This is a genomic window from Pseudoalteromonas caenipelagi (assembly GCF_013140855.1).
In the GTDB taxonomy this organism is placed as follows: Bacteria; Pseudomonadota; Gammaproteobacteria; order Enterobacterales; family Alteromonadaceae; genus Pseudoalteromonas; species Pseudoalteromonas caenipelagi.
The window spans coordinates 182491-196017 of the sequence record NZ_JABBPG010000002.1 but is presented as its reverse complement, the minus strand read 5'-3'; the positions used below and the strand labels follow the sequence as shown (position 1 = coordinate 196017).

Below are 13527 nucleotides of genomic sequence, written 5' to 3'. Positions count from 1 at the left end.
TTAAAATCGCTATTACGGATGCTTATATGTCCGAGCTTTTTCGATTCTTGATTTTACATGTGGATGCGTAGACAGGTATTTTGACCACGATTGAGAATCATCATCGGTGCCCTGTGAGATAATCTCAAGTGCAGTTGCAAAATGTTCTGGCTTATACCCAAGCTTTAGTAAGTTTGACAACGCATAATCATCAGCTTGGCGCTCCATACCTTGTGAAAATTGTTGTTGCATTATGGCTGTACCAACCCCTAGAGCTAAATCAACAATACCTTGCAAGTCACCAAAAACAATTGCCAGCGCAACCGTGGTACCCGCTGTTTGTGCAGCAATTTTAACACTATGGCGATGTTCAACGTGACCAATTTCATGAAGCAACACCGCTCTGAACGCATCATCATAGTCAGCCAGTTTGAGGATTAAATCATCTGTCACAACTATCTGGCCGTGGGGTAACGCGAATGCATTCGCCCCAAAAAACTCAGACTGATAAAAGCCTAAACGGTACTTTTGCTCATTCAGCTGCAACTGATTAATGAGCTCAAGCCAAATACGCTCCGCATTAGCGACTTTTTGTTCATCCAGCTGTGTTGGTTCAAGCGCAGCCTTTTCTATTAAGGTCATAGACTGCTGACCAATTGTTTCTATCACACTCTGAGGTAGGTGCCCTGCGCTACTGGCAGCAACATGAGGGATGGCAATAAAAAATAACCAATACAACAGCAATGGACAAAAGAAAATAGCACCTATGACAAGCCCTTTGTGCTGCTCACTGCGTTCTATAAAGCTGCTTGTACTGTGCTGATTGAGTCTAAATGTCTTATCATCACATAAAAAGCGACGACCATCTGGCAAGGTGATATCTTGAGCTTGGCCTTTGATTGCCATACCCAAAACCAATCGTGGCTTTGGCAAACGCTCGTGCAATCCTTCATCATTACTAAAAACAACACATTCATCACTCAGTGATAATTCACAGTATATAAATGTGTTGCTATGTGCGTGATATAAACGCCCTGTAGTTTTCATATCAAGTAAGTGAAATGTCTATATCAAACACATTTGCCGCTTCCTCTGCAAATGATGATTGACTCTCAAGTTGAACATTAATGACGTGTTCAGCGCTGGGGTATACACATACACTTGTTGCCGCAGCCAACATTTTTGCTTTACGCACTTTAGCCCAAGGTAAAGCTAATCCGAGCGAGCACACAATGGCTAGCGCATTGGTAAAAACGAGTACCACATAATCGACCGTTGCTAGGTTAGATTCAAACCGAGCAACCTGTTCAAATTGGGCATTATTGAAAATATGATTGCGTATCATCGCTTGATACATTCCCGCTACTACGGTGATCATTAAAAAGTTGAACAACACAATAATACCACCAAGTAGCTGTGGTTGCTGAGCAAGATCATCGATACTACCAAGTACAACCGTAAAAACGCCGATGACAATAGCGACACCAACTACGGTAAACAAGCAGGCAAAGGCAATTCGGAAATACTCTGATGTCGTCAATTGCACAGTCAGTTTCTTGTCGCCATAAAAGATGTTGTTGTGAATATAAGTATCTATACGTTTTAGCACCCAAGGCATTGCTAAATAAAGCGTAAAAATACTTAAAAATGGCAGCACTATAAAATTAATAAATGCATCTTTATAGTTTCCCGCGAACGAGAACTGAACATTTCGATAACGCGTCATACGCAAGTTAAAACGCAACCCTTGGTTAATCACCCAAGGGACAGCAAACATCCAAATAAACAAGAATAACGCGGCGATTAATGGAAAATAACTACTAGAAACAATATAAAATGTAAAACACATGGCTGCTAGAATGCGGCCTTTTAGAATTTGAATTGGCGTTGCTAAATAGTCAAATCTATGTCCATCAATCGAGGTATGTCCATAAAAATATTGCTTATTTCTTACTGTTGCCCAAGCTGAGTAAATGCCTAGCGTAAGAATAGTAAAAAGAATATTGACTGCCCAAAGACTAAAATAGCTAGCGGCATCACCGCTAAATTGAACGGTGTGCCTTTGTGCCTTCGGCGCGGCATTTTCTATGTGATTTACAGACTGCAAGTCCATTTTAATATAGCTCCAAATGTGATTGACGCCCTAAAAAGGGAACGGGTCAGGAGTATAACTAAAACTTATCCTCTCTAACAATGGAAAACCTTTCATTTTTCACAATTATTCATCGGTGCTATATTAGACATTCGTTAATGGCTTTCACCACAGCCTGAGTTCTATCACTGACGTTTAATTTAGCCAAGACCGTAGAGACGTGATTTCTAATTGTGCCTTGCGAGTTATTTAATTGTTCAGCAATCGCTTTATTAGATAGCCCAAGTGACATGCACTTGAGCACTTCATGCTCTTTTTTTGTCAATGATTCTGTCTTTGCAACGGTTTGCTTCAACATATACTGAGTGATTGTATCTTGCAGGATTAATTCGCCGCGGTGTACCGCCTTAATAGCCGAGATTAAGCTTTCAAGCTCTGCATTTTTCAAGATATAACCACGCGCGCCAAGGTGTATTGCTTTAACTAGCACGTCACAATCTTCAAAAGTGGTGATAATTAATACTTTGGTGGTGTTGTGTTGACTTTTCATCGTTTGCAACACTTCAAGCCCTGTTTTTACTGGCATTCGCATATCCAGTAACACTAGATCATAGTGGTTGTTCTCTAATAAGTTTAGGCAGATTTCGCCATTTTCAGCACTATCTGCAACACAAATACCATCATCTAGCTCGAGCAAATTTTTTAACCCCATACGAACGAGCGTTTGGTCTTCAACCAACAAACATTTAATGATTTCGTGACTCATCGCAGTCCCCTGTCGGAATTAGTGGAAATGAAATTTCGCTGAACAACCTGTCTTCACAAATATATTGTTTAAACGAGCCCGACAACAGTTGTAGTCTTTCATCTAGCCCTTTTAGCCCGTTACCCGGCTTGGGTCGCTTAAGCTCTTTTTGATTATGTAACGCACTGGCAATTAACCAAGGTGTATTGTCACTTGATTGTTTGACTTGTACATTGAACTGAATTTCAGTTGCTTTAGTATGTTTTAGGGTATTGCTGATCATTTCTTGGCAAAAACGTACAACACATATGCTCTGTTGCTGTGTGAGCGTGCCAAGTTCATCTGAGATAGACAATGTGCAGATAAGTTGAGGCGTGGCAGCAAAAACTTGGTGTAAGCTATCATTGAGCAAGGTATTCTTTTGACGTTGTTTTGACACAATTTCTCTGACTTCTTCGAGTATTTCCTGACTTAAGCTATGACACAACGAAATGGCTTCTATCGACTCACTAGAAGCTTGGCGTTTGGCAAAGTCTAAGTTGATGCTTAACGCTGTTAGCTTATGCCCTAGAGTGTCATGTAACTCTCTCGATAAACTTAGCCTTTCTTGTTCTGCCCCCATTGCTGTCACCAAACTTTGAGTCGCTTTTAGCTCTTTATAGTTTTGTTTAGACTGATAGTGAATGTTTAAACTTTCAACAATTCGTCTACTGACAAACCAATTCATCACAGAAAAGAAAAACCAAACCAACAAAGTAACCCATGGAATGTCCCCCTCCCATCTTTGCCAATGTGTCATACTGTATGCGGTTAAAATAGTAATAACACACAGCAGCATTTTACCTGCAGGAAAATGGGCACTGAAAATGGCGGTAAACATCACCAAATGAATAAACACTAGGCTAGTTGTCGTCAACTGCATCAATAAAACAAGCAGCACAAAGTAAGCGCAGGCAGCCTGATCCACATAATCATTAGGCCTTTTGATAATAAACCACAACAAGCCTAGCAACGCTAAGTGTATAGGTATTTGCATCCATATGTTTAGTTGCACATTGGTATAATAAAAACACGCTATCGTTACTCCCAACCAAGAAGCTATCGTCGAGTAAGTCCAGTCTGTGGTGTGTCTTATGGTTTGTTCCATTATTTTTTCTTATAACCCATGCGAAAAGCGTGACTTAATATTATCGCAAGCCATCAGCCTCTATACCAGTGATAAATGTCATAGCTAAAAACATGATAAGTGTCACATTTTTTACCATGTCCAGCTCGATATACTAAATACACTTTCAATTTTTATGGGTGTTTTATATGTCTAATGACACGAGATATCACTTTATGGACAATTTACGCGCTCACGCGTTACTGCTTGGTATTTTTTATCATGCGGCTTTAGCTTACAGTCCGTTTATGCACAACCTTTGGTTTACGTCAGATGCTCATCCATCCTATGTATTTGACTTATTCAGCCACTGGCTCCATCTGTTCAGAATGCCGGTATTTTTTGTTATTGCAGGCTTTTTTGCTCATTTTCTGCTGAACGCAAAGGGCAGCAAAGCATTTTTATGGCACAGAACAAAACGCATCGCTTTGCCATTTTTGATTTTTTTACCTCTACTTACGCTCGCTTTTGTCGTTGCGCTAAAGTGGGCAGCATCCACTGTTACAAATTTGCCAGCCATTTTTAGTGCCTTCAGCCATATGAAAGACCCCCAATTAAGTTCCATGCATTTATGGTTTTTGTGGAATTTATTCGGTTTTTGCCTAGTCTTTGCGCTGCTTTGGCAACGTAAAATGATACTTGATTATCCCTTCAAACTGTTGAGCAAGCCAATTTCAATCATTGTGCTGTTGCCCTTTATCATTTCATGTTCTCTATACTTTCAATACGTGCCTTTTAGTTCTCCCGATAAACTCAGGATTGAATTATGGTCCTATGGCTTTTATGGAGTATTCTTTTTATTTGGCGCTAGCCTTTATACAAACCTAGAACTATTAGAAAAACTAAAACCCTATGCCAAATATTTATTTATCATTGGGGTAGTTAGCTACAGTGTATATGTACATCGATTACCTGAACCAATGAGCATTGAAAAGGTTATTCACTTCATACAGTTAGGAGAGGCTACAGCACAAGGTACTGAGCACCTTTTGACTGTGCTGGTACAAAGTGTATCTGTGGTGAGTTGGTCTCTTTTGGCTATTGTGCTAGCGTATCAGTTTATGGCACAGACGAATGCCCTTTGTCGTTATATTAGCGATGCATCTTACTGGGTTTACCTCATTCATTTTCCAGTATTAATGTTCGTGCAAATACCTCTGATAGATGCATCCGTCTCTGTATTTGTTAAATATACGATAAGCGTACTGATCACTTTACTGATTTGTTTTTTAAGCTATTTTCTCTTTGTAAGGCACACCTTTATCGGCTTATTCTTAAACGGAAAAAAATACTAGTTCACAGCCAAATTTAGGTGAGGCACCCTCACCTATCATACTTTAAAGTTCCCTTAATCTAACGGAGTATCATACCAAATCCCATACTTATCCCCCTGATATATCAAGATATTAAAAAGATAAGCACTGGCCAGTAAAATCAACCCGCCAGCCAACGCAGCTTCACTGACAAACCCCAAACAACAGAATAAGAATCCGCTAACATGCGCCATAAACTGAACACGACTCGCCGATCGCCTTGTTGGCCTATTCTGCAAAAAGTTAAATACAAACCATACTTTTAAAAACAGTGGTAAAGCTCGCCAGTTATCTTCGTTTTTACTGATCATAAATTGCTCCTGCTGTAGCTCTTCTATATCTACGTCAAGTGCGCTGGCTAAACATTTTAATGACTCAATACTGGGCTTTTGACCACTCTCAATGCGTTGGATAGTCCTCACATTAAGACCTGCCATATCAGCGAGCTGGTCTTGTGTTAAATGCCTACTTAGGCGTAGTTGTTTTAGAATCATGTTGTTTACCCTTGCACTTTACTTTTCACAGCTTGGCATAAAATTTATGGATTGCTGACGACTTTTTCCCGACATAGCACCAAAATAAAACAATAAGTATATTTATCAGAATATTAGAAAAGCCACACACATTACAGCTCACATTTAAAGAGTAAGCCATCACAATTTTTTTACCTTTTAAATAGGCTATTTGCACCAAAGTGGGGGAGCTCGCAGAGCTAAAGGCATGAAAGATTAAACGGCCAACGAAGATTGGCCGTTTAATTTGGCGATGTTAGGGTAAACACTTAGATTCCATATGCATGTTGAACTTTGCAGCAAATGCTTGCAATGCTGCAGCTTGTTCACGTTCACTATCGTTATTAAGCACATCATTTGACGCAGCTATTAGCCAAGTTTGACAACCTGTTTTTAAATTTAAAGGACCTCTTGCCATGCCTACTTTTGGATAAAAATACCCTCTTCTGTTAAGCGCTATCAGGCCAAAAATCTGCTGCGCTTCATGTGCTTCAATCACTTGTTCAACTGACGTACTCACAAACCAGTCCATCGTCCTTTGAGCATTTACCAAAGATGAAACAGGTTTATTTTGCTCGCTATCAGTTACCATTTCACAACTACTTAAGGTACTTACTGCGAGCAAACCAACCATCAAGCTACGCATCCCCTTCTCCTTTAACAAAACGCCTAAACATTAAACACAAAGACAATACGTATATCCAATAACCGAACGACCCTCCACCACCTGAGCCACTGTCCAAATTGTTTGTGGGTGGCGCAACTGGCTGAGCTTGAACATTAATCGTCACGGTTGCTTGTGCCATTTCTCCACTTGCATCAGCTATCGTATAAACAAGTTGTTCTTGTCCTGTAAACCCAGATGCAGACTGATAGCTAATCACGCTACCGGAAATTGAAGCAGTCCCTGTTCCTTCATAAATTATGTCACTGATCGTTAAGCTGTCACCATCAATATCTGAGTCATTGGCTAACACATTAAAGGTGGTTGATGTACCTGAAACTGCACTAACGGTGTCGTTGCTTGCAACTGGTGCATCATTAACGGCCGCTACGGTTATTTGCGCCATAAAGCTTGCATTAGCCCCTTGTTGGTCACTAATTGTAATAGGCACTTGCAACAAACCATTAAAGTTTGCTTGTGGGCGGACCACGTTCGCTTCTAATGTATAATTATCACCGGTCTCGATGGTTAAGGTAAATACGCTGCTATCCACATCCACAACTTCAAATTGTGCAACACCTAAAGTAATGGTTTCATCTTCTTTTACTGACAGTGCTTGTTGCGAGACAATTTGGGGGGCGTCATTAACTGCGGTAACGCTCACTTTTGCGGGGTAGCTTGTCGTAGTTGTGCCGTCCGTTAAGCTAATGTTTACACTCAATTCGCCGTTAAAATTAGACGCTGGTGTTACGGTATTTTCAGAAAAAGAATAGTTACTACCTGAGAGCACAGTTAAAGTCAGTTGCGAACCTGCTTGTTGGTTCACCACCGAAAACTGCGACGCTTGCAAGGTGACACTGTTATCTTCAGCTACTGAGATGGCTTGTTGTGAGGTAACGGCCAAAGTTGTAGCTAACTCAAATTCTTTAGACAGCGCATAAAACACACTCGAAGCACATTGTACCATTACCCTTGCTTTGTTGCTTTCACTGCCGAATAAAGTCACTTGCTGCTGTCCATCGTTAGGGGTGTTTGCAACTAAAACTTGTGTTTGGGTAGCATCGCTGTTTGTTTGCATGATATTGACACTGCTACACGAAACAGGCGTTTGATCTGTGTTAGCAACATTCCAGCTGACCGTGATCTGGTTATTGTCACCTGCAGTGGTATTTTCATCTGGGGCAGTAATTGTAAAGGGACCCGCGGCCGATACTGTAGTGACCTGAGCCGTGTCAAAGCTCACGCCACCTTTGCCATCTCTGACTACAAAACGGAATGTCATTGTTCTATCCGTTGTTGGGTAGCCGTCACCTTTGGTCACTTGCCCAGATATCACATCCGCGAGTAAAGGAAAGTAACGAGTCGCTGATGCGCTTGGCAAGTAGGGCCGAAACATCGGGCCATTACCATTATCTTTAAGATCTGTACTATTTGAGGTTTGAGAGCCAAGATCCAATTGCTCCCAAGCATAAGAGAGCGTATCGCCACTATTTGCATCCGTTGCGGCTCCTGTGAGCATAAAAGGCGTATTAATCGGAATAGTATGATCATCTTTTGCATCTGCGATTGGTGCTTTATTGCCATTATCAGTCAAAGTACCGCAGGTAGCGCCAGAGCTTTGTGTTAGGTGTGTATTTATTTCATCAATGCTACGAGAGTGAAACATAGCAATTGAATTAGAGGCCAAATTTTCGCTGCCACAAATGCCTGCATAGGCCATGATAGTAATACCACTACCTGGCTCGTATGCAGAATCCGCAGCTCGCGTTGTGCATGACCCATCCGACCCATTATATGTATGGTTTGCGCCAAACTGGTGGCCTAGTTCATGGGCAACATAGTCAACATCAAAGGCGTCTCCCTGAGGTGTTGCTATCCCCGTCATTCCCTGAGCTTTTGCACCATTTGCGCAGATAACCCCTAAAGCTGCAAGCCCCGCCCCAGAGGTTGCCATTAAGTGGCCTACATCATAATTAGCAGAGCCAATTAAGGTATCAATTTGGCTTTGCACCTCTGACAAAGTGTCATCCAAGTTGCCATTGTCATAAGGGTCATTTGCAGTAAAAATTAGAGTATCGTTGTTTGCAACCAGTTCAAGTTTTACTGCGATATCTGTTTGATAAATCTGATTAACGCGGTTGATGGTCGTAACTATCCCATTCAAAGCTTGGGTTTTACCACCATAGAAGGTGGTATACTCATCACTCGTGGTGACCGCTAAACGGTAAGTGACCATTTCCACCGAGCCACCATTACCAATAAGCGGCCCCCTTTTTTGGCCGTCACCCAGTGGCATATTACTTTGCGACAAAATGCGTACTTCATCTTGCCAGAGTGTATTGTTACTTGCTTTTTGGTAGAGCCTATATAAATCGTTAGAAGGGTCTAAGTACAGCGCAGTATTGTTAACATGATAAAAAGCAAAAAAGCCATTTGGACCGAGATCAAAGCGCCCCGTATTGTGCGTTGCATTACTTTGATAACCTGCAAAACTTCTGATCATCGGGTATTTGCTTTGTAATTGCGGCGCCATTATGGAGTCATGCCAAATCAAGTATTCAACATATCCACCTTGCCCATCGGGCAAATTCACTCGAAAATGCTGCTGTGTGTCGACCAGCGTCATTAAATCAGAGGCTGCTCGCTGGGTATCTAATTTAAAAAGTGTTGCTTGCTGAAAATCATCAGACTTAGTTTTGACTTCATGCCATTGCCAATTATTCACATTAGCAGCATGAGTAATGAGAGGTAAAAATACAAAGCACAGAAAAAGCAGGACACGATTCATAATCAGCTCCGCAAAAAAGACATTAAAGCTGAGTATAGACGGGCCTTTTAGGTTTGCTTGTTTTTCATGCAAAATCCATTTTATGAATTAGCATGTCATTTTCAATTTTTTTGCAGGCTGATGTATTCTATAAATAGCAACAGCCTAACCACAACATACAGGCTTGCTTACTGCTTATTGTTATATAAAACTTGTAATCGACTTGTTACCCCGTTGGTCCAGCCAAACCCTTGCTGAACTTGGTATTCGCCACCGCCGGCTGTTTTAGCAGGGTCACACACATTGTATTTTTCTAGCAAACAACCGCGCTTGGCAAAGTCTTTTTCGAGCATATTTAACCAACGCTGTGCAATATCTTCAGCCAAGTCGAATTGTCCATAATCGCGCAGCCCGCTAATAGCAAACCACTGTAAGGGTGCCCAGCCATTTGGTGAATCCCATTGCTGTGAGGTTTCACTTAAGCAACTTACCAGCCCACCAGAACGTAAAAAATCACACTCAAGTTTGCTTGCTATTGCCAATGCCTGTGCTTCATCGGCAATACCTGCAAACAATGGCACACATCCTGCCAAACTAAGTACCGGCGAAACCTGCTTTTTAACTAGGTCAAAGTCGCAAAACCAACCGTGTTTATCGCTCCAAAGTAATTGTAAAATTGCTGTTTTACGTTTTTCAGCACGTTGCGAAAATGCCTGAGACTGGCCTGCCTGTTCTAGCGTGATTAAACACTCACTTAGCGTTTTTTCTAACAGATAAAGCAAGGCATTCAGATCAATAGGAACGCGATTGGTTGTATTAATGCTTAGTAAGCTTTTAGGGTCATCTAACCAACGAGCGCTAAAATCCCATCCTGATTCGCAGGCCGCGCGTATATTCCTAAAAAATGCTTCTTGTTGCTCTGCTGGCAGTCGCTTTGCATCCGCCACATCCTCAGCGTAAGACTCAGGCCTTGGTTCTGGTTTATCGTCCCAATAGCGATTAAGCTGCATACCGTTGGTAAACTTCACAATACGCTTAAGTTCACCACTGCTACTGCCCAGTTGCTGTTCTCCTTGATGCCAAAATGCGTGCTCTTTCGTCATCGCATCAACCATACGTTTGAGCCACTCAATATCGGACTTTTTGTAAGGCATTAACAGCTTTACCATCAAAGCCAATACTGGTGGTTGAGAGCGGCTAGTGTAATACACTCGATTACCATTGGGAACGCAACCTATACGCTCTATTAGACTGACAAAGTTGTCTACCATTGACTCAATGAGCGAAATGTTGCCACTATCTTCAAGACCAAGCGCGGTAAAGTAACTATCCCAGTAATAAATTTCATTAAAACGACCACCTGGTACCACATAATCATGTTGCAAAGTCAGTAATGAATTATTGCTTGCCGTGAAGCCTTTACGTAGCAACTTTGGCCATAAGGCCTGAATGTAATCGTTAACGCATGTTACTTTTTGAAGTGCTTGCAACTCAGGCTGAGGCGCAAATGAAAAATGCTCAGCAACAAAACTTGTTAGCTGACTGGTGGTCAGCGGCAAATCGGCTTGCTCATAAGCTTGCTGTGCAACTTGCCAACTTTGTTTAGGAATTGCATCAGCAAACGTTTTACTATCTGTGAAAATACCACTGAGCTGCACATCCTTAAACAAGGTACAGTATTCAAATTTCATTTAGACCTCTTAAGCTGCGACAGCTTGCGCAGGGGTGCTGCGCTGTTTGAACAAATAAACAGAGACAATCAATAAACACAAGGGGACCAACGCACAATAAAATGCATGTTGGCCACTAAAGTGCTCAAAAATATAACCAGTAAGAATTGAGCCTGTTGTGCCGCCCAAAGCAGAAAAGATAACGATCATACCTGTCATCGATGCTTGTTGATGCTTAGCAAGACTACTGAGAATAACCGAATTAAGGACCGGATAAATCGGCGCCATAAACAACCCTATCATCGGCATCAAATAAGCCGCTAGTGGTGCTTTAAATACCGAGGTAATATCCTGAGCAGACACGTTTTTCGTTAACGGTAAGGTAAGTAAAATCAGTGCGCCCATCGCCAATAAGCAAACGTTCAAAAGCGTATACCAATGACACACTTTTAATATTTGTCCTGCAAGCAAACGCCCTACAGCTAAACTTGCGGCAAAGATACTGGTAAGCTGAACACTCACATCAACTGGCAAATGTAATATCTTATTGTTAAACGTGGGTAACCAAGTCCCTACGCCCTGCTCAATTAAAACATATAAAAACGCAGAGATTATAAACACCAACACCAATGGCTGATAGCTGAGCTTAAGCATGGCAGTAAATTCACTTACAATGCTGCTTCCCGGTGGCAAAGCTTGTTTTTTAATTGGCGCTAAAACAATGCTTAAGCAGCAAACAAGGCTTAGCAAGGCCAAAATGTAATACACATTTAGCCAGTTTAGCGCTGCAGGTTCATCGGTGATGAAAAAGCTAAAAATCCAATATCCGCTCAAGACTCCCACCATAAACATCCCTTCAATGGTGTTCAGCAGTGCTGAGTGTGAAGAGGGAGAATCGCTAAGTTGCCCCACTAACGCATAAACACTGATTTTTACCACGGCAAAAGCACAGCCTACTACTGCAAAAAGCAGCTTGAAGGCATAAAACTGTCCTAACTGAGGAGTGATTAAGCAAACCAACGTTACTGCAGCCAGTGCGCCTAGCAGCGCTAGTTTATAACCAAAGCGAGGGATCATGGATGCGACTAAAAACGACATTATCGCGATAGATAAGTCTTTAAATCCTTCTAAACCCGCGGCTTGCGTTTTACTTACGTCAAAGGTGTTTATTGACTGTAATATAACGGTTCCGACGCTATTTAGTAGAACTGCAAATAAGAAATAACATGCCATCATGGCAAATATAATACGCGCTCGCGATGCATTGGTTAGTGTAGTTGGTGCACCCGTCATAAGCAGAACTCGTTAACTGTGAATGAATTTAAGTCTAGCCTCGCAAAAATTATTTTGCAATCGTTTGCATTAATAATTTAATCCCCAGATAGCACTCAAACTATGCTATCAACTAGACTGGCGGCAACATAGCTGAATCGCTATTTCTTGCGAATCAACCTCTTCATTGTTGAGCTGCGCCAACAATTTATCGACCAGTATTTTAGCTGCTAATTGTGTATTTTGTCTGATGGTAGTTAAAGATGGGTGGCTCACATCTGCCATAGCGATATCATCAAAGCCAACTAGACGAACATCATTAGGTACGCTCACATAGCGCTCTTTTAAGGCTTTAAGCGCCCCTAACGCAACCATATCACTACATGCAAAAATACCATCAAAGTTGAGGCCTTGTTCTCGTAATAGGTGATTTATCGCATCGTAAGCTGCATGGCTCGTGATATCGATTTTGATGGTTTGCGGCTGCGCCACTTGTTGAGATTGCGCAATGGCAGCGTTAAAGCCGCGGTAACGTTCACTGATCTCAGCATGACCTGGATCGCCTAAAAATAATAATTTGGTCGCGCCTTTGGCAATCAAATGTTCGGTTGCCTGCAAGCCACCAAGGTAATTATCACTGCCCACTATTGGATAATCACTCGGCGTTTTAGGGTCACCCCACACCACCAGCGGTGCGCCCAACTTTGCGGCTAACTCTATACGGCCTTGGTGTTTGCCCTGACCCACCACGATTAACCCATCAGCACGTCGGCCATCGATAAAATAACCATGCCAATCATCACCTGCCATGTAAGAATTTGATAGTAAAAGCTCATACCCTTGACGGTTAACAGCTTGATTTATATCGCTTACCACCTTTAGCAAAAATGGATCGTCAATTGACTGCTCAGTGTTAGCGTCTAGGTTGATCACCACAGCTACCACGTTCGTTTTTTGCAGTCTTAAACGACTCGCAGCGGTATTTAGGCTAAAATTATGTTGTTTAGCAAGCTGTTGCACATGCGCTCGGGTGGCCTGCTTAATAACAGGATTATTGTTAAGCGCACGAGATGCCGTTGACGTTGAGACTCCAGCAAGTTTGGCTAAATCCGCCAGCTTTAATTTTTTTTGCGCCACAAAAACCCCTTTATCACCTTACTCATAGAACCCAAAAAGCATACTAACTCTCTGAGAAAATAGCATATTGCCGAACCAAACATGTTATTTAATTGCCATCAAAACGAAAAGCAATAAAACAAAATATGTAAAAAAAGTTACATTAAAATTATTGCAAACGTTTGCAATAACCTCTATTTTAATTTCAGCGCCATCTGCAAACTCCCCTCTG

General features: G+C 41.7%; 11 protein-coding genes. 1 reads left to right on the top strand and 10 read right to left on the bottom strand.

The features are described 5' to 3' along the window. Window positions 1-12 precede the first annotated feature (12 nt). The 4 genes from HG263_RS05655 to HG263_RS05640 all read right to left on the bottom strand — a co-directional run bounded on the left by HG263_RS05655 (window position 13) and on the right by HG263_RS05640 (window position 3963). The gene (locus tag HG263_RS05655; RefSeq protein WP_171625103.1) at window positions 13-1026 is read right to left on the bottom strand and encodes a M48 family metallopeptidase; all 1014 of its coding nucleotides are present in this window, start codon (window positions 1024-1026) and stop codon (window positions 13-15) included. A gap of 1 nt (window position 1027) precedes the next feature. Next, window positions 1028-2092, bottom strand: a complete 1065-nt coding sequence (locus HG263_RS05650) for a YjgN family protein (protein WP_171625102.1) — start codon at window positions 2090-2092, stop codon at window positions 1028-1030. Window positions 2093-2210: 118 nt separating this feature from the next. Beyond that, window positions 2211-2837, bottom strand: a complete 627-nt coding sequence (locus HG263_RS05645) for a response regulator (protein ID WP_216628372.1) — start codon at window positions 2835-2837, stop codon at window positions 2211-2213. Then, window positions 2818-3963 (bottom strand): sensor histidine kinase, encoded by a 1146-nt coding sequence (locus tag HG263_RS05640; RefSeq protein ID WP_171625101.1) that lies wholly within the window; start codon window positions 3961-3963, stop codon window positions 2818-2820. The genes HG263_RS05645 and HG263_RS05640 overlap by 20 nt, the downstream gene beginning before the upstream one ends. 167 nt (window positions 3964-4130) lie before the next feature. On the opposite strand from HG263_RS05640, the gene HG263_RS05635 reads away from it, so the two are divergent. Next, on the top strand, window positions 4131-5276 hold the full coding sequence (locus HG263_RS05635; protein ID WP_171625100.1) for an acyltransferase family protein: 1146 nt from the start codon (window positions 4131-4133) through the stop codon (window positions 5274-5276). Window positions 5277-5329: 53 nt separating this feature from the next. Here HG263_RS05635 and HG263_RS05630 read toward each other — a convergent pair whose 3' ends face one another. From HG263_RS05630 to HG263_RS05605, 6 genes are all read right to left on the bottom strand, one after another. Then, window positions 5330-5788 (bottom strand): helix-turn-helix domain-containing protein, encoded by a 459-nt coding sequence (locus tag HG263_RS05630; RefSeq protein ID WP_171625099.1) that lies wholly within the window; start codon window positions 5786-5788, stop codon window positions 5330-5332. Window positions 5789-6062: 274 nt separating this feature from the next. Further along, window positions 6063-6452: a hypothetical protein gene (locus HG263_RS05625; RefSeq protein WP_171625098.1), complete on the bottom strand. Its 390-nt coding sequence runs from the start codon at window positions 6450-6452 to the stop codon at window positions 6063-6065. Beyond that, window positions 6445-9258, bottom strand: coding sequence for a tandem-95 repeat protein (locus HG263_RS05620; RefSeq protein WP_171625097.1), 2814 nt, complete (start codon window positions 9256-9258; stop codon window positions 6445-6447). The genes HG263_RS05625 and HG263_RS05620 overlap by 8 nt, the downstream gene beginning before the upstream one ends. A 167-nt stretch (window positions 9259-9425) precedes the next feature. Then, window positions 9426-10928 carry a trehalase family glycosidase gene (locus tag HG263_RS05615; protein ID WP_171625096.1) on the bottom strand — a complete coding sequence of 501 codons (1503 nt, stop codon included), beginning with the start codon at window positions 10926-10928 and terminating at the stop codon, window positions 9426-9428. Window positions 10929-10937: 9 nt separating this feature from the next. Next, the gene (locus HG263_RS05610) at window positions 10938-12200 is read right to left on the bottom strand and encodes an MFS transporter (RefSeq protein WP_171625095.1); all 1263 of its coding nucleotides are present in this window, start codon (window positions 12198-12200) and stop codon (window positions 10938-10940) included. A gap of 108 nt (window positions 12201-12308) precedes the next feature. Continuing rightward, entirely contained in the window at window positions 12309-13316 is a 1008-nt protein-coding gene (locus tag HG263_RS05605) for a substrate-binding domain-containing protein (RefSeq protein WP_171625094.1), read from the bottom strand. Between the last annotated feature and the right edge of the window lie 211 nt (window positions 13317-13527).